This is a genomic window from Kitasatospora sp. NPDC058444 (assembly GCF_042721415.1).
Lineage (GTDB): Bacteria > Actinomycetota > Actinomycetes > Streptomycetales > Streptomycetaceae > Kitasatospora.
On the sequence record NZ_JBHXLL010000057.1, the window covers coordinates 21,769 to 46,241 of the forward strand.

Here is a 24,473-nt window from a genome sequence, read left to right on the forward strand (position 1 = left end):
AGCCGTCCGCCAGCATGGCGCGGGTGGCCCGCTCGAACTCCACCGGCTCCCGCAGGCTGCGGTACCAGAACCCGGCGTCCTGGGCGCCCGGTTCGAGCAGCCCGCCGGTGGCCGGCGAGTACATCGGGAGCCTGGGCGGGTGGGCGGTCACCGTGCCGAGCAGGGAGGTGAGTTCGTCCCGGACGGACTCCACCTGCGGGGTGTGCGAGGCGTAGTCCAGCGGGATGCGTCGGGCCCAGACCCCGTTCTCCTCGCAGCGCGCCCGCAGCTCCTCCACCGCCCGGTTCGGGCCCGCGACCACCACCGAGCGCGGGCCGTTGACCGCGGCGACGGTCAACTCGCCCTGCCACTCGGCCAGTTGCTCGCGGACCTCGGCGGGCGTGGCGGACAGCGCCAGCATCCCGCCGTCGAGGGCGCCGAGCGACACCAGGGCCCGGGCGCGCAGCGCCACCACCCGGGCCGCGTCCGGCAGCGACAGCGCGCCGCTGACGGCGGCCGCCGCGATCTCGCCCTGGGAGTGGCCCAGCACCCCGGACACCTCGACGCCGCAGGACTCCCAGAGCGCGGCCAGGGACACCATCACGGCCCAGAGCGCCGGTTGGGCGACTTCGGTGCGCTGCGGCGCCGGCGCGGCGGGTGCGCCGCGCAGCACGTCGGTGAGCGACCAGTCCACGTACGGGGCCAGCGCCTCGGCGCACTCCGCCAGACGGCGGGCGAACACCGGTGAGGAGTCGAGCAGTTCGGCGGCCATGCCGACCCACTGGCTGCCGGCGCCGGGGAAGACCAGGGCGGCCCGGCCGGTGCCGGCCGGCGACCGGGCGACCCGGACGGCGGGCGTGCCGGCCGCCAGGGCGTCCAGCCCGGCGAGGAGTTCGGAGCGGTCCCGGCCGGTCACGGCGGCCCGGTGGGCGAAACCGGTCCGGGTGCGCAGCAGCGACCAGCCGACGCTGCCCGGGTCCAGCCCGGGCTCGGCGCGCAGGTGCGCGGCCAGCCGCTCGGCCTGGGCGGGCAGGGCCTCGGCGCTGCGGGCGGACAGCAGCCACAGCGGCGGGAGGCCGGAGGGTTCCTCGGCGGCCGGCTGCGCGGCGGCGGGTGCGGGCGGCTCCGCGGAGGCGGGGTCCTCGGAGGCCGGCTCCGCGGCGGAGGGCTGGGGGGCGGCCGGTGCGGGCGGCTCCGCGGGAGCGGCCACCTCGGCGGGGACGTCCGGGGCCTGTTCGAGCAGGACGTGGGCGTTGGTGCCGCTGATGCCGAAGGCGGAGACGCCCGCCCGGCGCGGCTCGCCGGAGTCGGGCCAGGGGCGGGCCTCGGTGAGCAGCTCCAGTGGACCGTCCGACCAGTCCACGTGCGGCGACGGCTGTTCGGCGTGCAGGGTGCGGGGCAGGACGCCGTGGCGCATCGCCATCACCGTCTTGATCACCCCGGCGACGCCCGCCGCGGCCTGGGTGTGGCCCAGGTTGGACTTGAGCGAGCCCAGCCAGAGCGGCCGGTCGGCCGCCCGGTCCTCCCGGAACACCGCTTGCAGCGCCTGGGCCTCGATCGGGTCGCCGAGGGTGGTGCCGGTGCCGTGCGCCTCGATCGCGTCGATCTGGGCGGGCCGCAGCCGGGCGTTGTCCAGCGCCTGCCGGATGACCCGCTGCTGGGCGGGCCCGTTGGGCGCGGTCAGCGCGCCGCTGGCGCCGTCCTGGTTGACCGCGCTGCCGCGGACCAGGGCGAGCACCGGGTGGCCGTTGGCGCGGGCGACGGAGAGCCGTTCGAGCAGCAGCAGTCCGGCGCCCTCCGACCAGCCGGTGCCGTCCGCGTCCGCCCCGAAGGCCTTGCAGCGGCCGTCCGGCGACAGGCCGCGCTGGCGGCTGAACCCCACGAAGGTGGCCGGCGTCGCCATCAGCGACACCCCGCCGGCCAGCGCGAGCTCGCAGTCGCCCTGACGCAGCGCCTGGACGGCCAGGTGCAGGGCGACCAGGGAGGAGGAGCAGGCGGTGTCGATGGTGACGGCCGGGCCCTCCAGGCCGAAGGTGTACGCGACCCGGCCGGAGGCGACGCTGCCCGCGCTGCCGGTGCCGAGGTACCCCTCGGTGTCCTCGTCCGGCCGGCGGACGCGGCTGCCGTAGTCGTTGTACATCACCCCGGCGAAGACGCCGGTCCGGCTGCCGCGCAGCCGTTCGGCGGGCAGCCCGGCCCGTTCGAAGGCCTCCCAGGCGACCTCCAGCAGCAGCCGCTGCTGCGGGTCCATGGCGAGGGCCTCGCGCGGGCTGATCCCGAAGAAGGCGGGGTCGAAGTCGGCGTAGCCGTCGACGAATCCGCCGTGCCGGGTGGTGGAGGTGCCGGCGTGGTCCGGATCCGGGTGGTAGAGCGCGTCGAGGTCCCAGCCGCGGTCCGTGGGGAAGCCGGAGACGGCGTCGGTGCCGTCGGCCACCAGCCGCCACAGCGCCTCGGGGGAGTGGACGCCGCCAGGCAGCCGGCAGCTCATCGCGACGACGGCGATCGGCTCGTGGGTCGCCTCCTCGATCTCGTCCAGGCGCCGGCGGGTCTGCCGCAGGTCGCCGGCCATCCACCGGAGGTAGTCGACGAGCTTCTCGTCCTTCTCGTCGTCGGCCATCGGAACCTCATTCGTTGTCATGTCGCGGGGGAACGGGGCGGGCGCGCCGGCCCGGGGGTGGTCGCGGGTGTCGGTCAGGGCCTTCGGAGGTTCTCGTCGATGAAGGCGAGCAGTTCGTCCCGGCCGAGGTCGGCGAGGGCGGGGTCGGCGACGGTGGGGTCGGCGAGGGCGGGGTCGGGGGCCGCCGCCGGGTGTTCGGCCGGCGGGGCGGATCCGGGCACCGCGGCGGGTTCGGGCGCCGTCGGGGCAGGGGCCCCGGCCCCGGCCGGGCCGCCGTCGAGGCGCTCCAGCAGGTGGGTGGCCAGGCCCGCCGGGGTGGGATGGTCGAAGACCAGCGTGGTCGGCAGCTGGAGGCCGCACAACTCGCCCAACCGGGTGCGCAGTTCGACCGCGGTGAGCGAGTCGAAGCCCAGGTCGAGCAGCCGGTCGTGGGCCGCCACCGCGGCGTGCGAGGGCCGCCCGAGGACCTTGGCCACCTCGCGGCGCACCAGGTCGACCAGCACGTGCTCGTGCTGCCCGGGCGCGGTGTCCCGCAGCCGCTCCCGCCACGCGGGGACGGGCGCCGGGCGGGCGGCGGCGCGGCGGTGGACGGGGCGGGCGCCGCCGGCGGCCAGCTCCTTCAGGACCGGGGCGAGGACGCCCTGGGCGGCCCGGGCCCGCAGCACGGCGGGGTCGAGCCGGACCGGGGCGAGCGCCGCCGCGTCCTGGCCGAGCGCGGCGTCGAACAGGGCGAGTGCCTCCGACGGCTCCAGGGCGGCGACGCCCGCCCGGGCCAGGCGGGCCCGGTCCGCGTCGTCGAACGCGCCGGCCATGCCCGCCCCGCCCCACCAGCCCCAGGCGAGCGAGGTGGCGGGGAGGCCGAGGGCGCGGCGGTGCGCGGCGAGGCCGTCCAGGAAGGCGTTGGCGGCCGCGTAGTTGCCCTGCCCGGCGGAGCCGAGCGTGCCGGCGACGGAGGAGAACAGCACGAACGCCGCGGGCTTGAGCTCCCTGGTCAGCTCGTGCAGGTGCCAGGCTGCGTCGGCCTTGGGGCGCAGCACCCGGTCGAGGCTCTCGGGCGTGAGCGATTCGAGCACGCCGTCGTCGAGCGCCCCGGCGCAGTGCACCACGCCGGCGAGCGGCCGGTCGGCGGGCAGGGTGTCGAGGAGCCGCGCGAGGGCGGCGCGGTCGGACACGTCGCAGGCGGCGATCCGCACCCGGGCGCCCAGTTCGCCGAGTTCGGCGGCCAGCCGGTCGGCCCCGGGCGCGGCCGGGCCGCGTCGGCCGACCAGCAGTAGGGAGCGGACGCCGTGCCGGGTGACCAGGTGCCGGGCGAGCAGGGCGCCCAGGCCGCCGGTGCCACCGGTGACCAGCACGGTGCCCTCGGGCCCGAACACCGGAGCGGCGGGCGGGCCGGACAGGGCCGGCGCCGCGCTGAGCCGGGGCACCGTGACGGCTCCGGCGCGCACGGCGAACTGGGGCTCGTCGGTGCCGACGGCCGCGGGCAGGGCCGTGTCGGCGCCGAACGGGGTGTCGACCAGCACGACCCGGCCGGGATGCTCGCTCTGGACGGACCGCACCAGGCCCCACACCGCGGCGGCCACCGGATCGACCGCCCCGTCCTCGGGCGTGGTGGCCACCGCGTCGCGGGTGGCCAGGACCAGCCGGGTGGCGTCCAGGCGCTGGTCGGACGTCCAGCAGCGGAGCAGGGCGGCGGTGTGGTTGACCGCGGCCCGGGTGCGCCGCGGAACGTCGTCGCCGGCTCCGGTGGTCACCCGGACGGACACGGCGTCCGGCGCCGGGGTGCCGTGTTCGACGGCGGCGAACAGCGCGTCGATGTCGGCGTACCGGACGGTCCGGGCGCCGGACGGTCCGGCCGGGGCGTCCGGGCCGATCGCGGCCCAGTTCTCCTCGCCGGGCGCCGGGTCGGCGGACAGGGGGCGCCAGCCCAGCTCGTACAGCGGGCGGTCGGCGGCCCGGCCGGGGCCGGCCGGGCGCAGCAGCAGCGAGCCGACGGTCGCGACGGGCGCCCCGGTGGCGTCCGCGAGGTCGAGCGCCAGGGTGTCGCCGTCGACGGTGATCCGCACCCGCAGCCGGTCCGCGCCGGTGGCGTGCAGCGCCACCTCGGACCAGGTGAACGGCAGCCGCGGTACGGCGGCGGGCGCGTCCGCGTCCGGGCCGGGCGGGACGGTACCGGGCGCGGTGGCGCCGTCCGCGTCCGCGCCGGGCAGGACGGTACCGGGCGCGCCGGCGCCGTGCAGGACGGCGGCGTGCAGGGCGGCGTCGAGCAGGGCGGGGTGCAGGCCGTACCGGCCGGCCCCGGTGGCGGCCCGCTCGGGCAGGGCCACCTCGGCGAGCACCCGCCCGTCGTGCAGCCAGGCCGCGCGCAGGCCCCGGAACGCCGGGCCGTACCGCACCCCGGCGGCTTCCAGGCGCTCGTACAGGCCCTCGACGGGGAGGGGGACGGCGCCGGGCGGCGGCCACGCGGCCAGGTCCCCTCCGGGGGGTGTCCCCTCGGCGAGGACGCCGGTGGCGTGCAGGGTCCACAGGGCGCCCCGGGCGGCCCGGTCGGGGCGGGCGTACACCGACAGCGGGCGGCGCCCGTCGGCGGTGGGCTCGGCGACCCGGATGCGCAGCTGGACGCCGTCCTGGTCGCGCTCGGGCAGCACCAGCGGGCTGCGCAGGGTGAGTTCGGCCAACCGGTCGCAGCCGAGGCGGGCGCCCGCCTCCAGCGCGATCTCCACGAAGGCGGCGCCGGGCAGCAGGACCTCGCCGCGCACGGCGTGGTCGGCCAGCCAGGGGTGGGTGGCGCGGGAGAGCCGTCCGGTGCCCACCAGCTCGTCGCTGTCGGGAAGTTCGACGAAGGCGCCGAGCAGCGGGTGGCCGGAGGTGTCGAGGCCGGCGCTCGCCGGGTCGGGGCCGTCGTGGTCCGCCTCGGGTGCCGCGGGCAGCCAGTAGTGCTCCGGCTGGAAGGCGTAGGTCGGCAGGTCGACCCGCCGCGCGCCGGAGTCGGCGAAGTACGCCGCCCAGTCGACGGCCACGCCGCGTACGTGCAGCCGGCCCAACGCGTCGGCCAGCGCGTCCGGTTCGGGCCGGTCGCGGCGCAGCGCGGCGACCGCCCGCCCGGTCCCGTCGCCGGCTTCGACGTCGGCGGCGGCGAGGCCGGCGAGCGAGCCGTCCGGGCCGACGTCCAGCAGGGTGGTCACACCGTCCGCGGCCAGCTGCCGTACGGCGTCGTGGAACCGGACCGGGCGGCGGACCTGCTGCGCCCAGTAGTCCGGCGAGCCGAGCTCCTCCGCCGTCGCCGGGCGTCCGGTCACCGTGGAGACGACCGGGACCATGGGCTGATGGAACGTCAATCCCTCTGCTACCGCGCGGAGTTCGTCCAGCATCGGGTCCATGGCGGGGGAGTGGAAGGCGTGGCTGACCCGCAGCCTGGTGGTCCGGTGGTCGCGCTCGCCCAGCTGCTCGGCGATCGCCAGCACCGCGTCCGTCCGGCCGGAGAGGACCACGGCGGACGGCCCGTTGACGGCGGCGACGGCCGCGCCCTCGGTCAGCAGCGGCAGCACCTCGGCCTCGGCGGCGGCCACCGCCACCATCGCCCCGCCCGGCGGCAGGGCCTGCATCAGCCGCGCCCGGGCGGTCACCAGCACGGCCGCGTCGGCCAGGTCCAGCACCCCGGCGACGTGCACGGCGGCGAGCTCCCCGATGGAGTGGCCGGCCAGCACGTCCGGCCGCACGCCCCAGGACTCCAGCAGCCGGAAGAGCGCCACCTCGACCGCGAACAGGGCGGGTTGGGTGTACTCGGTGCGGTCCAGCAGCCCGGCCGCCTCGGTGTCGCGACCGGCGTCCAGCGCCTCCCGCAGCGGACGCGGCAGGTGCCGGTCCAGCTCGGCGCAGACCTCGTCGAAGGCCGCGGCGAACACCGGGTGGCGCGCGTGGAGCCGGCGGCCCATGCCGAGCCGCTGGCTGCCCTGGCCGGCGAACAGGAAGGCCAGCCGCCCGCCGGCCGTCCGCCCGGGCGGGGCCGGGTCGGCGATCAGTTCGTCCAGCCGCTCCAGGAAGTCCTCGCGGGTCGTGGACACCAGCGCGGCGCGGTGCTCGAAGGCCGTGCGGCCGGTGGCGAGCGAGTAGCCGAGGTCGAGCGGGCGCAGGTCCGGGCGCTCGTCGAGGCGTTCGCGCAGCCGGACGGCCTGGGCGCGCAGCCCTTCGGCGCTGCGGGCGGACAGCAGCCACGGGACGGCCGGCGCGTCGACTCCGCGCGGCGGCGTGGCGGCCCGGGCCGCGGCCCGTTCCACCGGGGCCTGTTCGAGGACGACGTGGGCGTTGGTGCCGCTGATGCCGAAGGAGGAGACCCCGGCCCGGCGCGGGCGGCCCGCGGCGGGCCACGGCACGCTGTCGGTGAGCAGCGTCACCGCGCCGGAGGACCAGTCGACGTGAGGGGTCGGCTCGTCCACGTTGAGCGTCCGGGGCAGCGCGCCGTGGCGCATCGCCATGACCATCTTGATCACGCCGGCGACGCCCGCCGCGGCCTGGGTGTGGCCGAGGTTGGACTTGACCGACCCGAGGTACAGCGGCCGCTCCGGTGCGCGGTCGGGGCCGAAGACGGAGAGGATCGCCTCCGCCTCGATCGGGTCGCCGAGCGAGGTGCCGGTGCCGTGGGCCTCGACCGCGTCCACGTCGGCGGTGGTGAGGCCGGCGTTGGCCAGCGCCTGCCTGATCACCCGTTCCTGGGCGGGGCCGTTGGGGGCGGTGAGGCCGTTGGAGGCGCCGTCCTGGTTGACCGCCGAGCCGCGGACCAGGGCGAGGACGGGGTGGCCGTTGGCGCGGGCGTCGGAGAGCCGCTCCAGCAGCAGGACGCCGGCGCCCTCGCCCCAGCCGGTGCCGTCGGCCGCGGCGGCGAAGGGCTTGCAGCGGCCGTCGGGGGCGAGCCCGCGCTGCCGGGAGAACTCGATGAACGGGGTGGGCGTGGACATCACGGTCACGCCGCCGGCCAGCGCCAGATCGCTCTCGCCCGAGCGCAGCGACTGGGCGGCCAGGTGCAGCGCCACCAGCGAGGAGGAGCAGGCGGTGTCGACCGAGACGGCCGGCCCCTCCAGCCCCAGCGCGTACGCCACCCGGCCGGAGGCCACGCTGCCGGCCGTCCCGGAGCCGAGGTAGCCCTGGACCTCCTCGGGCACCCGGCGGGCCCACGAGCCGTAGTCGTGGTACATCACGCCCGCGAAGACGCCGGTCCGGCTGCCGCGCAGGCCGGCCGGGTCGATGCCGGCCCGTTCGACGGCCTCCCAGGAGGTCTCCAGGAGCAGCCGCTGCTGCGGGTCCATGGCGAGGGCCTCGCGCGGGTTGATGCCGAAGAACGCGGCGTCGAAGGCGGTGGCGTCGCGCAGGAACGCCCCGTGGCGCGCGTAGCTCCTGCCCGGCTTGCCCGGCTCCGGGTCGTACAGCCCGTCGAGGTCCCAGCCCCGGTCCTCGGGCAGCTCGCCGACGGCGTCGAGGCCGTTCGCGACCAGCGCCCACAGGCCCTCGGGGGAGGTGACGCCGCCGGGGTATCGGCAGGCCATCGCGACGATCGCGATCGGCTCCTCGGCGGTGGCCGCCACCGCGCGCGCCCGGACCGGCGCGGCCTCCTCGGCGTCGCCCAGCAGCCGGGACGCCAGGTAGCCCGCCAGCTCCTGCGGGGTGGGGCGGTCGAAGACCAGCCCGGCGGGGAGCGTCAGGCCGGTCAACGCGCCCAGGCGGTTGCGCAGTTCGAGCGCGGTCAGGGAGTCCATGCCCAACTGGGCGAAGGCCCGGCCGTCCTGGGTCTCGTCCAGGGTGTCGAGCCCGAGGATGGCCGCGGCCTCGGCCCGGACGACGGCGGTCAGTTCGCGCAGCCGCTCCGCCTCGTCCAGGGTGCGCACCCGGCCGGACAGTTCGGCCGCCGGGGCGGGCGTCCGGGCGGGCCGGTGCGCCGGTTCCGGACGGACCAGGGCGCGCAGCAGCGGCGGGACCGGGGCGAGGCCCGGAGCGCCCGCGCCGCCCGCCGCCGGGGCGGCGGGGTCGAGGCGCGCCGCCGCGAGCAGCGGCGCGTCGGCGGCCAGGGCGGCGTCCAGCAGGGCGAGCCCGTGCGCGGTGCTCAACGGCCGTACGCCCACCCGGGCGAGCCGGGCCAGGTCGGCCGCGTCGAGGCCGGCGGTCAGGGCGCTGCGCTCCGCCCAGAGCCCCCAGGCCAGCGAGATCGCGGGCAGGCCGAGGGCGCGGCGGTGGACGGCGAGGGCGTCCAGGAAGGCGTTGGCGGCCGCGTAGTTGCCCTGTCCGGCCGAGCCGAGCAGCCCGGCGGCCGAGGAGAACAGCACGAAGGCCGAGAGTGGCTGACCCTGCGTCAGTTCGTGGAGGTGGAGGGCGGAATGGGCCTTCGGCCGCAGTACGCCGGCGAGTCGCCCGAGGGTCAGCGAGCCGATCGCGCCGTCGTCCAGGACCCCGGCCGCGTGCACCACGGCCGTCAGCGGGTGCCCGTCGGGTACGGCCGCCAGCAGGGCCGCGACCGCCTCGCGGTCGGCGAGGTCGCAGCCGGCCACCGTGGCGCGGGCCCCCAGGGCGGTCAGCTCGGTCAGCAACTCCTCGGCGCCCGGCGCCCGTTCGCCGCTGCGGCTGACCAGCAGCAGGTGCCGGGCGCCGTGCTCGGCGACCAGGTGGCGGGCGACGAGCCGGCCGAGCAGCCCCGTCCCGCCGGTGATCAGCACCGTGCCCTCCGGGTCGAGCGGACGAGCCGCCCGCCGCTCGGGGATGTCCGCCCGGGCCAGCCGCGGCAGCCGTACGGTGCCCGCGCGCAGGGCCAGTTGGGGCTCCTCGCCGGCGGCCGCGGCCGCCAGCGCACGGGCGGAGGAGGGGGCGTCGTCGAGGTCGGCGAGGACCAGGCGGCCGGGGTGCTCGGTCTGCGCGGAGCGCAGCAGCCCCCAGACGGCGGCTTCGGCCGGGTCGGGCGCCTCCCCGTCGGCCACGGCCACGGCGGAGCGGGTCACCAGGACCAGCCGCGCCGGGGCCAACCGCTCCTCGGCCAGCCACTCCTGGACCAGGGCCAGGGCCCGCTCCGTCGTCGCCAGGGCCCGGTCGGCGGCGGAGCCGGCCTCCGCGGCGCCCGCCGGGCGCGCGGTGGCGAACACCAGGTCCGGCACCGGCTCGCCGGCGTCGAGCGCGGCGCGCAGCGCGGTGAGATCGGCCCAGCGTGCCGCGGGCTCACCCGGCAGCAGGTCGTCCGGCAGCAGGCCGTCCGCGCCGAGCACCGCCCGCCGCCCGGCCGGGGCCGGCGCCACCGGGGTGGGGGCGGCGGGCCAGTCGAGCCGGAAGAGCCCGCTCTCCCCGGCCTCCGGCCGCCCGGCCGCCAGGTCCGCCGGCGCCGGGCGCAGCACGACGGCCCCGACGGACGCCACCGGGTGCCCGTCCGCGTCGTGGGCGGTGAGCGCGGCCTCGCCCGGTCCGGTCAGGCCGAGCCGGACCCGCAGCGCGGCCGTGCCGCGGACCGGCGCCGACACCCGCTGCCAGGCGAACGGCAGCACGGCCGGAGCGCCGTCCTCCGCCGCCAGGCCGATGGTGTGCAGGGCCGCGTCGAACAGGGCCGGGTGCACCGCGTACCGCTCGGCCTCGGCCTGCTCGGCGCCGGTCAGGGCGACCTCGGCGAGGACGTCCTGACCACTGCGCCAGGCCCGGACGAGGTTGCGGAAGGCCGGGCCGTAGCCGTAGCCCCGGCGGGCCAGCCGCTCGTACAGGTCGGCGGTGTCGATCTCCGCGGCGCCGGGCGGCGGCCACGCCCCGGCCGGGTCGGCCGGTTGTTCCGGCTGCTCCGACCGCGGGGCGAGCAGTCCGGCGGCGTGCTGGGTCCAGGGCTGGCCGGCCCCGGCGTGTTCGGCGCGGGAGAAGATCCGGATGCTCCGTCGGCCCGTCCCGTCGGCCGCGCCCACCGCCACCTGGAGGGCGACGCCGCCGGCCGGCGGGGGCAGCAGCGGCGCGGTCAGGCCGAGCTCGTCGAGCAGCGCGCAGCCGACCTGCTCGCCGGCGAGGAGGGCGAGTTCGACGAAGGCGGTGCCGGGCAGCAGGACGGCGCCGGCGACCCGGTGGTCCCCCAGCCAGGGCTGCGCCTGCTCGGCCAGCCGGCCGGTGAGGACGTACTCGTCGGTGCCGGCGAGGTGCAGCACCGAGGACAGCAGCGGATGGTCCACCGGCCGCTGGCCGGTCGCGCGCGGCGTGGCCCCGGCCGGGTCGGCGGGGGCGTCCAGCCAGTAGCGGGTGCGCTGGAAGGGGTAGGTGGGCAGCTCGACCGCGGGGTCGGCGGCGGGGCCGAGGAGGGCCGTCCAGTCCACCGCGAGCCCCTGGGCGAACTCCTCGGCGGCGGCCGGCACCCGTCCGGCGGGGCCCACCACGCCCTCGGTGCCGGCGGCGACGGCGGCGAGCCCGGCGAGCAGTTCCGCGCCGTCCCGGCCGACCACGACCGCGCGGTGCTCGAAGGCCGACCGGGTGGTGGCCAGCGCCCGGGCCACGGCGGCCGGGTCGAGCCCGGGCCGAGCGGCCGCCAGGGCGAGCAGCTGCTCGGCCCGGGCCCGCAGGGCGCCGGGCGTCCGCCCGGAGAGCACCCACGGGAAGGCCTCCGGGACGGGCTCGGGAGAGGCCTGGGGCCGGGGCCGGGGTTCGGGCTGTTCCAGGATGACGTGGGCGTTGGTGCCGCTGATGCCGAAGGAGGAGACGGCGGCCCGGCGCGGGGTGTCGCCGGTGGGCCAGGGGGTGTTCTCGGTGAGCAGGGTCACCGCGCCGGAGGTCCAGTCGACGTGCGGGCTCGGTTCGTCCACGTGCAGGGTGCGGGGCAGGACGCCGTGGCGCATCGCCATGACCATCTTGATCACGCCGGCCACGCCGGCGGCGGCCTGGGGGTGGCCGATGTTCGACTTCACCGACCCGAGGCGGACGGGGCGCTCCGCCGGGCGGTGCTGTCCGTAGGTGGCGAGCAGGGCCTGGGCCTCGATCGGGTCGCCGAGGCGGGTGCCGGTGCCGTGGGCCTCGACCGCGTCCACGTCGGCGGGGGTGAGGCCGGCGTCGGCGAGCGCCTGGCGGATCACCCGCTGCTGCGAGGGACCGTTGGGGGCGGTGAGGCCGTTGGAGGCGCCGTCCTGGTTGACCGCCGAGCCGCGCACCACGGCCAGCACGGGGTGGCCGTTGGCGCGGGCGTCGGAGAGCCGCTCCAGGACCAGGACGCCGGCGCCCTCGCCCCAACCGGTGCCGTCGGCCCCGGCGGCGAAGGGCTTGCAGCGGCCGTCGGGGGCGAGCCCCCGCTGCCGGGAGAACTCGACGAAGACGCCCGGGCTCGACATCACCGTCACCCCGCCCGCCAGCGCCAGCGAGCACTCGCCCGAACGCAGCGACCGGGCGGCCAGGTGCAGCGCCACCAGCGAGGTGGAGCAGGCGGTGTCGATGCTGACGGCCGGGCCCTCCAGCCCCAGCGCGTAGGCGAGCCGGCCGGAGACCACGCTCGCGGCGCTGCCGGTCAGCACGTAGCCCTCGGCGGTGCCGGCCGGCTCGGCCAGGCGGGGGCCGTACTCGCCGTTGGACGCGCCGACGTAGACCCCGGTGTCGCTGCCGCGCAGGGTGGCCGGGTCGATGCCGGCCCGTTCGACGGCCTCCCAGCCGGTCTCCAGGAGCAGCCGCTGCTGCGGGTCCATGGCGAGCGCCTCGCGCGGGCTGATCCCGAAGAAGGCGGCGTCGAACTCGCCCGCGTCGTACAGGAATCCGCCGTGCCGGCTGTACGAGGTGCCGGGCCGGCCGGGCTCCGGGTGGAACAGCCGCTCGACGTCCCAGCCGCGGTCCCCGGGCAGTTCGCCGATCGCGTCGGTGCCGGAGAGGACGAGGTCCCACAGGCCGTCGGGGGAGGTGACGCCGCCGGGGTAGCGGCAGGCCATGCCGACGATCGCGATCGGTTCGTCGGCGGGGGCCGGTGCTCCGACGGCGGGGGCCGGGCGGGTGTCCTCGCCGGTGAGCCGGGCGAGGACGGCCTCGGCGACCGCGTGCGGGGTGGGGTGGTCGTAGACCAGCGTGGGGGACAGCCGCAGCCCGGTCGCGGCGTTCAGCCGGTTGCGCAGCTCCACGGCCGTCAGCGAGGTGAGCCCCAGTTCGGAGAAGACCCGGCGCTCCCGGACCTGCTCGGCGGAGGTGAAGCCGAGGACGGTCGCGACCGCCCCGCGTACGAGCTCCGACACCGCCTCCGCGCGGAGCCGCGGATCGAGCCCGGCCAGCCGTCGGGACAGCCCCTCGCGCTCCTGGCCCGCGGCGGACGGGGCGGCGGCGGCCGCCCGGCGGGCCTCGGGGACGGTGTCGAACAGCGGGCGCGGGCGGGCGAGGGTGAGGGCGGGGACGAGGACGTCCCAGTCGACCCGCGCCACCGTCACGCAGTCGTCCCCGGCGACGAGCGCCCCCTCCAGGGCGGCAAGGCCCTGCTCGGGGTCGAGGCCGGGCAGGCCGAGGCGGTGGAGCTGGTCCGCGACGGCGGTACCGGCCGCCATCCCGGCACCGGCCCACGGCCCCCAGGCGACGGAGGTGGCCGGCAGGCCCTGGGCGCGGCGGTGCTCCGCGAGGGCGTCGAGGAAGGCGTTGCCCGGGGCGTATCCGCCCTGACCGGGCAGGCCCCAGGTGGCGGCCACGGAGGAGAAGAGCACGAAGGCGGAGAGGTCGGCGCCGCGGGTCAGCTCGTCCAGGTTCCGCGCGGCGGTGGCCTTGGCGCGCAGCGCCCGGTCCAGCCGGTCGGGGGTGAGGGCGTCGAGCAGGGCGTCGTCGAGCTGCCCGGCGGCGTGCACCACGGTGGTCAGCGGGAGGTCGTCCGGCACCGCGGCGAGGACGGCGGCGAGCGCGTCCCGGTCGGCCGCGTCGCAGGCGGCGAGCGTGACGCGGGTGCCGAGCGCGGTCAGTTCGGCACGCAACTCCTCGGCGCCGGACGCCCGTTCGCCGCGCCGGCTGACCAGCAGCAGGTGCTCGGCGCCGGCCGCGGCCAGCCGGCGGGCGACCAGCGCGCCGAGCGCCCCGGTGCCGCCGGTGACCAGGGCGGTGCCCCGGGTGCGCAGGCCGCGGTGGGCGTGCGGCGGGGCGGGTGAGCGTTCGAGGCGGCGGGCGTACACGCCGAGCGGCCGGATCGCGAGCTGGTCCTCCGCGCCCTCCCCGGACAGCACCTCGGCCAGGCGGTCCGCGCAGGCGTCGTCGGCCTCGGCCGGCAGATCGACCAGGCCGCCCCAGCGCTCGGGGTGCTCCAGGGCGACGATCCGCCCCAGGCCCCACAGTTGGGCCTGTTCCGGGTCGCGCACCGCGTCCCCGGCGCCGGTGCCCACGGCGCCGCTGGTGGCGTACCAGACCGGGACCGCCGGCACGAGCTCGCCGAGGGCCTGGGTCAGCGCGAGCGAGGCGGCCAGACCGGCGGGTACGGAGGGGTGGCCGGCCGACGGCCCTTCGGCCAGGGCGAGCAGGGACAGCACTCCGGTCGGCTCGAACCCGTCCAGCGCGGCGCGCAGTTGACCGGCGACGCCGGCCCGGTCCGCGGCCGGGTCGACGGTGACCTGCCGGACCTCGGCGCCGCGGACGGTCAGCGTCCGGACGGCCGCCCGGGCCCAGGGGCCGCCGCGCCCGGCGTCCGCGGGGACGGCCACCAGCCAGCGACCGCCCGGGGTGGCGGCCGGGAGCGGGTCGACCCGGTGCCAACGGACCCGGTAGCGCAGGGAGTTCAGCTCCGCCCGGGCGCGGCGCCGGCCGTGCCAGCGGGACAGCACCGGCAGCGCCGCGGACAGCGCCTCGGCGGCGGGGGCGTCCGGCGCGGAGCCGAGGTCGAGCTCGGTGGCGACGGCCTCGGCGTCGCCCTGCTCCACCGCGGCCCAGAACCGCTGCTCGGCCTCGTCGGGCGCGGCGCTGCCGGAGTCCGGGCGGGCGGCGGGCTGCCACCAGTACCGGTCCCGGCGGAACGGGTAGGTGGGCAGCTCGACCACCCGGGCGCCGGAGTCCGCGAACAGCACCGCCCAGTCCACGGCGAGCCCTTGGACGAAGTCCTCGGCGGCGGCCGCCGGCAGGCCGGCGGCGCCCTCGGCGGGGGCGGCCAGGCCCTCGGCACCGGCGGCGACGGCGGCGAGCCCGGCGAGCAGCTCGGCGCGGTCGGCGCCGAGGACCGCCGCGCGGTGCTCGAAGGCGGAGCGGGTGGTGGCCAGGGTGTACGCGACGTCGGCCGGACGGACCGCGGGGTCGGCGGTCAGGTGCCGGGCGAGCCGCAGGGCCTGCTCGCGCAGCGCCTCGGGGGTCTTCGCGGACAGCACCAGCGGCAGTGGGCCGGCGGCGGCCGCCGGGACGGGCTCGGGCTCGGCCTGGGGCTCCTCCAGGATGACGTGGGCGTTGGTGCCGCTGATGCCGAAGGAGGAGACGGCGGCGCGGCGCGGGGTGTCGCCGGCGGGCCAGGGGGTGTTCTCGGTGAGCAGTTCCACGGCCCCGGCGGACCAGTCGACGTGCGGGGTCGGTTCGTCGACATGGAGGGTGCGGGGCAGGACGCCGTGGCGCATCGCCATGACCGTCTTGATCACGCCGGCCACGCCGGCGGCGGCCTGGGGGTGGCCGAGGTTGGACTTCACCGAGCCCAGCAGCAGCGGGAGTTCACGCTCCTGGCCGTAGGTCGCCAGCAGGGCCTCGGCCTCGATCGGGTCGCCGAGCCGGGTTCCGGTGCCGTGGGCCTCGACCGCGTCCACGTCGGCGGGGGTGAGGCCGGCGTCGGCGAGGGCCTGACGGATCACCCGTTCCTGGGCCGGGCCGCTGGGGGCGGTGAGGCCGTTGGAGGCGCCGTCCTGGTTGACCGCGCTGCCGCGCACCACGGCCAGCACCCGGTGCCCGCGCCGCCGCGCGTCGGAGAGCCGCTCCAGCAGCAGCACGCCGACGCCCTCGCCCCAGCCGGTGCCGTCCGCCGCGGCGGCGAAGGCCTTGCAGCGCCCGTCCTCGGACAGTCCGCGCTGGCGGCTGAACTCGACGAAGGTGCCCGGCGTCGACATCACCGTCACCCCGCCCGCCAGCGCCAGCGAGCACTCGCCCCGGCGCAGCGACTGCGCGGCCAGGTGCAGCGCCACCAGGGAGGACGAGCAGGCGGTGTCGATGCTGACGGCCGGGCCCTCCAGCCCGAACACGTAGGCGAGCCGGCCGGAGGCGACGCTGCCCGCGCTGCCGGTGAGCAGGTAGCCGTCGGTGCCGTCCTCGCCCTCGTGCAGGCGCGGCCCGTAGTCGGAGGCCATCAGCCCGGTGAAGACGCCGGTCCGGCTGCCGCGCAGCGGCGCGGGGTCGATCCCGGCCCGCTCGAAGGCCTCCCAGGCGACCTCCAGCAGCAGCCGCTGCTGCGGGTCGGTGGCCAGCGCCTCGCGCGGGGACATGCCGAAGAACTCGGCGTCGAAGCGGTCGGCGTCGTGCAGGAAGCCGCCGTGCCGGGTGTAGGAGGTGCCGGGGTGCTGCGGGTCGGGGTGGTGGAGCGCGTCGAGGTCCCAGCCGCGGTTGTCGGGGAAGCCGCCGACGGCGTCCCGTCCGTCGGCGACCAGCCGCCACAGCTCCTCCGGGCCGCTCGCTCCGCCCGGGAAGCGGCAGGCCATGCCGACGATCACCACCGGGTCGTCGGTGTCGGGGGCGGTCGGGGCGACGGGCTCGGTGGGCGCGGCGGCGGGGGTGTCGAGCAGCCCGGTGAGCAGGTGGGCGGCCAGTGCGCGGGGGGTGGGGTGGGCGAAGACGGCGGTGGTCGGCAGCCGCAGTCCGGTCGCCGCGTTCAGCCGGTTGCGCAGTTCGACGGCGGCTATCGAGTCGAAGCCCGCGTCCTTGAAGGCGCGGCCCGGGCCGACCGAGGCGCCCGAGTCGTGGCCGAGGACGGCCGCGGTCTGCTCCCGGACCAGGTCGAGCAGCAGGTCGTCCCGCTCGGACGGCGGCAGGGCGGTCAGCCGCTCGGCCAGCGGCCGCGGCTCCCCGGGCCGGTCGGCGGTCGAGGCGCGGTGCCCGGGGGCCTCGGCGGCGGGGGCCTCGGCGGCGGGTTCCTCGGCGGCCGGGGCGGGTGCCGACGGGGTGGGAGCGGTGGTCCCGGGCAGCCAGTACGGCGTGCGCTGGAAGGCGTAGGTGGGCAGGGCGACCGGCCGGGTGGCGCCGAAGAACGGCGTCCAGTCCACGGCGGCACCGGCGACCTGGGCCTGGGCGAGCGAGCTGAGCAGCCTGGTCCGGCCGCCGTCCTCGCGCCGGAGGGTGCCGACGACGGCGGCCGGGTCCTGCGGGGTGGTCCACGACTCGGCGGCCTCCTGGACGCCGACGGCGAGGACGGGGTGCGGGCTGGACTCCACGAAGAGCCGGTGCCCGTCGGCGAGCAGGGCGCGGACGGTCTGCTCGAACCAGACCGTCCCGCGCAGGTTCCGGTACCAGTAGTCGGCGTCCAGCGCGGTGGTGTCGGCGACCGGGCCGGCGGTGACGGTCGAGTAGAAGGCGACGTCCGCGGCCGGGAGCGGGGTGATGTCGGCGAGGGCGGCGAGCAGTTCGTCCCGGACGGCCTCGACACCGGGGGAGTGCGAGGCGTAGTCGACGTCGATCCGCCGGGCCCGGACGTCCTCCGCCTGGTAGGTGGCGAGCAGCTGGTCGAGGACGGCGCCGTCGCCCGCGAGCACGGTGGCGGAGGGGCCGTTGACGGCGGCCACCGCGACCCGGTCGCGCCAGGGCGCGATCCGCTCGGCGACCTCGGCGACCGGCAGCGGCACGGAGACCATCGCGCCCGTCCCGGCGAGCCGGGTCAGCGCCCGCGACCGCAGGGCGACGATCTTGGCCGCGTCCCGCAGCGACAGCACCCCGGCGACGTGGGCGGCGGCGATCTCGCCCTGCGAATGGCCGACCACCGCGTCCGGCGTCACGCCGTGGGCCCGCCAGACCGCGGCGAGCGAGACCATGACCGCCCACAGGGCGGGCTGCACGACGTCCACCCGCTCCAGGGACGGCGCCCCGGGCTCGCCGCGCAGCACCGCGGTGAGCGACCAGTCGACGAACTCGGCGAGCGCCTCCTCGCACGCGGCGATCCGCTCGGCGAAGACCTCGCTGTCCGCGAGCAACCCCCGTCCCATGGCGGCCCACTGGGACCCCTGGCCGGGGAAGACCAGGACCGTGCGGCCCCGCACGGCCGGGGTGGTGGCCGCCACGGCGTTGCGGGCGGGCCGGTCCTCGGCCAGGGCGGTGAGACCGGCGAGCAGCTCGGCGCGGTCGGTGCCGACCACCACCGCGCGGTGCTCGAACACCGACCGGGTGGTGGCCAGGGCGTGCCCGACCTCGGCCGGTCCGGCGTCCTGGTGTCCGGTCAGGAAGTCGGCGAGGCGGGCGGCCTGGGCGCGCAGCGCGGCGCCGCTGCGGGCGGACAGCGGCCACGGTACGGCGGCCGGTTCGGCCGGCGGGCGGTCGGCCTCGCCCGCCGGGGCGGCCGGCGGCTCGGTCCCGTCCGCCCGGTCGGCGGCCGGCGGTTCGGTCAGCACCACGTGGCAGTTGGTGCCGCCGAGCCCGAACGAGCTGACCCCGGCGACGAGTCGGCGGTCCTGCCGCGGCCAGGGCGACAGCTCGGTGTGGACGGCGAGGTTGAGCTCGTCCAGCGGGATGTCCGGGTGGGGCGTGCGGTAGTTGAGGCTCGGCGGGACGAGCCGGTGCCGGAGGCTCAGGGCGACCTTGAGGAGGCCGGCGATGCCGGCCGCGCCCTCGAGGTGGCCGAGGTTGGTCTTGGCCGACCCGACCCGCAGCGGGCCGTCGGCCTCGCCGTCGGGGGCGTCCCGGCGCGCGCGGCCCACGGAGGCGCCGAGGGCGGCCGCCTCCACCGGGTCACCCGCCCGGGTGCCGGTGCCGTGCAGCTCCACGTACTGGACCTCGGCCGGGTCGACCCCGGAGCGGTGGTAGGCGCGCCGGATCACGGCCTCCTGGGCGCGGGCGTCGGGCGCGGTCAGGCCGGCGCCGGCGCCGTCGTTGTTCACCGCGCTGCCCCGGATCACGCACAGGACGGGCGAGCCCTGCGCGAGCGCGTCGTCGAGCCGCTGGAGCACCACCAGGCCGGCGCCCTCGCCGCGGACGTAGCCGTTGGCCCGGGCGTCGAAGGTGAAGCAGCGGCCGTCGGGGGAGAGGCCGCCGAGCTTGGCGGCGGTGACGGCGTTCTCCACCGCGAGGTCCAGGTTCACCCCGCCGGCCAGGGCGAGGGTGCTCTCGCCGCGGCGCAGGCTCTCGCAGGCCAGGTGCACGGCGACCAGGGAGGACGACTGGGCGGTGTCCACCACCAGGCTCGGCCCGGACAGCCCCAGGGCATGCGAGAGCCGGTTGGCGATCACGCCCCGCTGCAGGCCCGCCGCCCAGTGCCGGGTGGTGGCGCCGGCGCCGTCGCGGCGCAGCAGGGCCGCGTAGTCGTCCCAGATCGCGCCGACGAAGACGCCGGTCGCGCTGCCGGCCAGCCGCCCGGGCACCAGGCGGGCGTCCTCCAGCGCCTCCCAGCCGAGTTCCAGCACCAGCCGCTGCTGGGGGTCCATCGCGGCGGCCTCGCGCGGGCCGATGCCGAAGAACTCCGCGTCGAAGCCGGTGACGGTGGGCCAGTCCAGGAAGCCGCCGTGCCGCAGGTCGGCCCGGCCCGGGGCGTCGAGGTCGCCGTCGCCGTACCAGGCCTCGGCGTCCCAGCGCTCGGGCGGGGTCGGGCCGACGGAGCTGCGGCCCTCGCTCAGCAGCCGCCAGTACGCCTCGGGGGAGGGTGCTCCGGGGAACCGGCAGGCCAGTCCGATCACCGCGATGGGGACGTCGGGTGCCCCGTCGGGGGCTTGTCCGGCGGTGGGCGGCTGGTCCATCTATTCCGACTCCCTTGGGCCGAGTGGGGGCCGGCCGGCTGCCGGGAGTCGGCCGGTGGGGTCCGGTCGACGCCCCGGAACCGGCCGGTGGGGCTGGTCGCGCGGTGAAGGGCCTGGTCGCGCGGTGAATCTGCCCGGTCCGGGCGGAGCGGGGGCATCGACACCGGGCAGGCGGGTGCCTGCCCGGTCGGTGCCCGGACCGGGAGTCTGAGGGGATGGGCGGACGCGGTGGCGTCAGATGCCCATGCCGATGCCGCCGCCGACCGGGAGGACCGCGCCGGTGATGTAGCTGGCCTCCTCGCTGGCGAGGAAGCGCACGGCGGCGGCCACCTCGCGGTCGGTGCCGGGGCGGCCGAGCGGGGTCATCTTCATGGTGTCGCGCATCCGGCGGTCGGACAGCGCCTTGGTCATGTCGGTCTCGATGATGCCCGGGGCGACCAGGTTGACGGTGATGCCGCGCGACCCCAACTCCCAGGCCAGCGACCGGGCGAAGCCCAGCAGCGCGGTCTTGGTGGCCGCGTAGTTGGTCTGGCCGGGGGAGCCGAGGAAGCCGAGCGCGGAGGAGAGCAGCACGATCCGGCCGCGCCGCTCGGCGAGCATGGTCGAGGCGGCCGCGCGCACCGTGCGGAACACGCCCCGCAGGTTGACGTCCAGGACTTCGTCGAAGGCCTTGTCGTCCATCATCAGCAGCAGGGTGTCCCGGGTGATCCCGGCGTTGGCGACCAGCACCTCGACCGGGCCCTGCTCGCGGGCGACGGTCTCCAGCGCCTCGTCCACCGAGGCCTGGTCGGTGACCTCGCAGCGCACCCCGAGGAAGCCCTCCGGGACGTCTCCGCCACGGTGGCCGACCGCGACCCGGTCGCCGTCCGCCGCCATCGCGCGGGCCACCGCCAGACCGATGCCGCGGTTGGCCCCGGTGATGAAGACTGATCGAGACATGGTTCGTGGGTCGCCTTTCAAGAGGTGGTCGTTCGGTGCGGCCCGCCGAGCCGTCGACGGGCGTGTGGACGGGCGGACGAGCGGACGAGCGCGCGTGTGGGCGGGCGTACGGACGGAGCCGGCGCGGTCAGCGCTCCGGGGCCTGGACCAGCAGGCAGGACCAGGTGAACCCAGCGCCCGCGCTGAACACCAGGGCGGCCTCGCCGGGGGCGAGCACGTCCGCCTCCAGCAGGTCGGCGAGGCCGGCCACCGCGTCGCCCGCGCCGAGGTGGCCGGTGGCGCGGCCGAAGTCCAGCGGCTCGGCCGTGGTCTCCTCGGCCAGGATGGTGAGCCAGGAGTCCTGCAGGGTCTTGCGGCCGAAGCGGGGCAGCACCGCGTAGCGCAGCCGGGGGTCGCCCGGGTGCATGCCGGCGCCGTCCAGGGCGTCGGTGATGATCGTGCGGATGCTGCGCCGGTTGACCTCGACGAACCGCTCGTTGCCGTGTTCGCGCAGGTAGGCGCGCTTGGTGACCCGCATGTCGACCCGGTCGCGCACGCCGCGCGAGACCGGGGCGAAGGGGTCGACGCCCCGGTGCATCGCCTCCAGCTCGGCGGCGGCGGTGCTCGCCGTCGAGCGCAGCAGCAGCCCGTCGTCGGTTTCCGCGCCGGGGCCGCTGAGCACGACCGCGGTGCCGCCGTCGCCGTAGGCCACTCCGTAGTCGCTGGCCCAGCGGTCGAAGCCGGGCGCGGTGAAGCGGTCGGCGGTGGTGACCAGGGCGCGCCGGGGGGTGACCCCGCCGCCGCCCGCGGTCAGGTACGTCGAAGCGAGCTGGATGGCGGTGCTGCCGCCGTTGCAGACCTGCTGGATGCCGATGGGCAGGGCGCGGTCGGCGCCGATCCGGTGAGCGATGTAGTGGGCGGGCGACCACAGGTCGTGCCCCTGGTAGTACATGCTCGCGTGGAAGGTCAGGTCGAGTTCCTTGGGCTGGACGCCGACCGCGTCCATGGCCTTGCGGGCGGCGGCGACCGCCATGTCGGGCGCCGTCTCCTCGACGGCGGCGGGGACGTCCTCGTGACCGAGGTCCCGGGCGTGCCGGGGCGTCAGCCGGCCCTCCTGGACCGCGCACTCGACGCGGTCGCGTTCCTCGGGGAGCCACAGCGCCGCGGCCGTGATGCTCACCGGTTCCGCCAGCCTCATCCCCGACCTCCTTCCGGAAATTCGCTCTGCGGGTACTTCCCGACCGAGTCTGCGGCGGGCAGATAGAAACGGGTTAAAAAAACGGCGCCGACTCCCGGCCGAACGGCCCGAATGTGCCGATTTGGGTCATGCCACCTTCGACACACGACCGCCTGCAACTATTGACGGGTTGCCGCCTCCCCGGTTGCTGGATTCGAATTGCGGGGCACTCGCCGACCGGCTCCCGGGAAATCCGGAGGGCCGGATAACCGGCAGTCGTGACCAATTGAGGGGAAGAGGAATATGGGCAGCAGCCAGCTTCCGGGCGAAATTCGGGAGAAGATCCGCGAAATCGTCGCCGAGGTGCTCGAAGCGGACATTGCCGACCTCAGCGACGAGAAGAGCTTCGTCGACGACCTCGACGCCGACTCGCTCCTGGTGATCGAGATCATCTCGCGGTTCGAGCGTGACCTGCACATCAAGATCCCCAAGGACGACCTGTCCGAGCTGGACACTCTTCCCGAGGCCTACGAGCTCGTCGCCAAGCACTACGCCGCGGAGGCCGTAGGTGCGTAGCAGGACGCCCCGGCGGGTCGTCGTCACCGGGCTCGGGGCCGTCAGCGGCCTCGGGCTCGGGGCCGGGGAGCTGCTCGAGGGCATCCGGGACGGCCGGAGCGGGATCGGCCCGATCGAGCAGTTCGACCCGACCGGCTTCGAGCACACCCTGGCCGGCGAGGTCCGGGGCTTCGACCCGTCGGAGCACCTGCGCCGTACCGCCCCCGAGCGCTGGGGGCGCAGCGGTCAACTCGCCGCCGCCGCGGGGAGGATGGCCGTCGCCGACGCCGGCCTGGACACCGCGGCGGGGCTCCCGGACGGCGGTGTCAGCTGCTTCGGCACCACCAACGGCGAGTCCCAGGCGGTCGAGCACGCGGTGGCCCGCTGGGTCGCCGACGGGCCCGCCGCCCTCCAGCCGGAGCAGATCGCCCGCACCTCGCCGGGCAACATCGCCGGCGCGGTCTCGGCCGAGCTGGGCCTCACCGGAGAGGCGATCACCTTCGGCACGGCGTGCGCCGCCGGCAACTACGCCATCGGCTACGCCTACGACCTGATCCGCTCGGGCGAGACCGACCTCGCCGTCTGCGGCGGCGCGGACGCCTCCAACCGGGCCACCCACGCGGGCTTCCACGCGCTCGGCGCGCTCGCCGAGACCGTGCCGCGCCCCTTCGACGAGCACCGCGACGGCATCGTCACCGCCGAGGGCGGTGCTGCGCTCGTCCTGGAGCCCCTCGACGAGGCGCTGCGCCGCGGCGCGCGGATCTACGCCGAGGTGCTCGGCTACGGCATGACCTGCGACGCCAAGCACATGACCAACCCCAACGCCGCGACCATCGCCGAGTGCGTGCGGATCGCGCACGCCAACGCCGGGGTCGAGCCGGGGGACGTCGACTACATCTGCGCGCACGGCACCGGAACCCGGGCCAACGACGTCACCGAGGTGAGCGCCGTGCGGGAGGTGTTCGGGGACGCCCTGCCCCCGATCAGCTCCATCAAGTCGATGCTCGGTCACACCATGGGCGCGGCCGCGGCCTTCGGGGCACTGGTGTCCTGCGCCGCCCTGCACGAGGGGTTCCTGCCGCCGAGCGCGACGCTGCGCACGGTGGACCCGGAACTCGGCGAGGTGGACGTGGTCCCCGGCACCGCCCGGGCCGCCGCTCCCCGCGTCGTGCAGAACCACGGCTTCGCCTTCGGCGGCAACAACGCGGTCCTCCTGCTAGGGAAGGTCGACGCATGACCGGAACCACTCTGCTCGACGCGGCGCCCTCCGCCGGCCCGGCCGACGACCGGGAGCACCCGGCGCCGTCCGTCCTGCCGATCGACATCGTCGGCCACGGCGTGTTCAGCGCGGCCGGCCACGGGACGGCTCCGATCGCCGACGCGCTGGTCCGGCCGCAGGCCCCGGCCGGCGCGCCCGGCGAGGACTGGCCGGAGCTGGCCGTGCGGCCGGTGACGGACTTCGACCCGCAGGCCGTCCTCGGCCGCAAGGGGCTGTCCCGGCTGTCCCGCACCGACCAGCTGGTCATGGCGGCCTGCGCGATCGCCACGGACGGGACCGCCGCCCCGGCGCCGGCCCGTACCGGCATCGTGCTGGGCACCACCGTGGGCAGCTCCGGCGCCCAGGAGGTGTTCTTCCGCGACACCTTCGTGCAGGACCGCCCGTACCTGGTCAACCCGTCCGCCTTCCCCGGCACGCTGATGAACTCGGCGGCCGGCAAGACGGCGATCCGGCTCGGCCTCACCGGGGTCAACGCGACCGTCTCCGGCGGCCCGCTGGCCTCCCTGCACGCCCTGCGCTACGCCCGGACCGCACTGGCCAACGGCCACGCCGACCGGCTGCTCGCGGGCGGCGTCGAGGAGCTGTCCGCGGCCGCCGCCTGGTCCTGGCGGCAGAGCGGCGCGCTGCGCCCGACGGCGGCCCTCGGCGAGGGCTGCGGGGTCTTCGTGCTGGAGCGCGAGGGCGCGGCCGGCGACGGCCGCGAGGTCCTCGGGCAGCTGCTGGCCTGCGAGATCGGCCACGCGGACCCGGTCGTCGACGGCCCGTTCGCGACGGCCGCCCGGCTCGCCGCCGTGGTGCGCCGCGCCCTGCGGCGCAGCGGACTGCCGGCCGACGAGCCGGTGGCCGTGGCCCCCGGGGCGGCGGCCCGGCGCGGCTGGGCCGCGGTCGAGCGGCGCGCCCTGCGCGAGGCCCTGGGCGCCGTCCCGGCGGACCGGACGGTCCGCACCGACACCGCGCTCGGCGAGACCTACGGGGCCTCCGTCGCCCTGCAGCTGGCGGCCGTCCTGGGCCGCTGGCAGGCCGGGCAGGCCGCACCGCGGGAGCGGGCGGCCGTGCTCACCGCGGTCGGTCCCGACGGGTCCGTCGGCGCCGCGGTGATCGTCCGGCCCGACCCGCGCTGAGCTC

The 24,473-nt window shown here is 77.5% G+C and carries 7 protein-coding genes (1 of these 7 running past the window's edge); 3 read left to right on the plus strand and 4 right to left on the minus strand.

Going from position 1 to position 24,473, the window contains the following annotated elements; translation table 11 throughout:
* From ACFWP2_RS35840 to ACFWP2_RS35855, 4 genes are all read right to left on the minus strand, one after another.
* Nucleotides 1-2,674: the start of a type I polyketide synthase gene (locus ACFWP2_RS35840; protein WP_380459601.1), read on the minus strand. The gene continues 7,244 nt to the left of window position 1, outside the view; only the first 2,674 of its 9,918 coding nucleotides appear in the window; it begins with the start codon at nt 2,672-2,674; the stop codon falls past the left edge of the window.
* Entirely contained in the window at nt 2,671-19,419 is a 16,749-nt protein-coding gene (locus ACFWP2_RS35845) for an SDR family NAD(P)-dependent oxidoreductase (protein ID WP_380459575.1), read from the minus strand. Before ACFWP2_RS35845 ends, ACFWP2_RS35840 begins: the two co-directional genes overlap by 4 nt.
* Nucleotides 19,420-19,653: 234 nt before the next feature.
* Nucleotides 19,654-20,358: an SDR family oxidoreductase gene (locus ACFWP2_RS35850; RefSeq protein WP_380459577.1), complete on the minus strand. Its 705-nt coding sequence runs from the start codon at nt 20,356-20,358 to the stop codon at nt 19,654-19,656.
* Nucleotides 20,359-20,485: 127 nt separating this feature from the next.
* Nucleotides 20,486-21,535, minus strand: a complete 1,050-nt coding sequence (locus ACFWP2_RS35855) for a ketoacyl-ACP synthase III family protein (protein ID WP_380459579.1) — start codon at nt 21,533-21,535, stop codon at nt 20,486-20,488.
* A gap of 282 nt (nt 21,536-21,817) precedes the next feature.
* Here ACFWP2_RS35855 and ACFWP2_RS35860 point away from each other — a divergent pair, with 282 nt between their 5' ends.
* Genes ACFWP2_RS35860 through ACFWP2_RS35870 form a run of 3 tightly spaced genes read left to right on the plus strand, consistent with a single transcriptional unit; the run spans nt 21,818 to nt 24,469 of the window.
* A complete protein-coding gene (locus ACFWP2_RS35860) occupies nt 21,818-22,090 on the plus strand; it encodes an acyl carrier protein (RefSeq protein WP_380459581.1) in 273 nt (90 codons plus the stop codon).
* Nucleotides 22,083-23,306 (plus strand): beta-ketoacyl-[acyl-carrier-protein] synthase family protein, encoded by a 1,224-nt coding sequence (locus ACFWP2_RS35865; protein ID WP_380459583.1) that lies wholly within the window; start codon nt 22,083-22,085, stop codon nt 23,304-23,306. Before ACFWP2_RS35860 ends, ACFWP2_RS35865 begins: the two co-directional genes overlap by 8 nt.
* On the plus strand, nt 23,303-24,469 hold the full coding sequence (locus ACFWP2_RS35870; RefSeq protein ID WP_380459585.1) for a beta-ketoacyl synthase N-terminal-like domain-containing protein: 1,167 nt from the start codon (nt 23,303-23,305) through the stop codon (nt 24,467-24,469). Before ACFWP2_RS35865 ends, ACFWP2_RS35870 begins: the two co-directional genes overlap by 4 nt.
* The last annotated feature ends 4 nt before the right edge of the window (nt 24,470-24,473 follow it).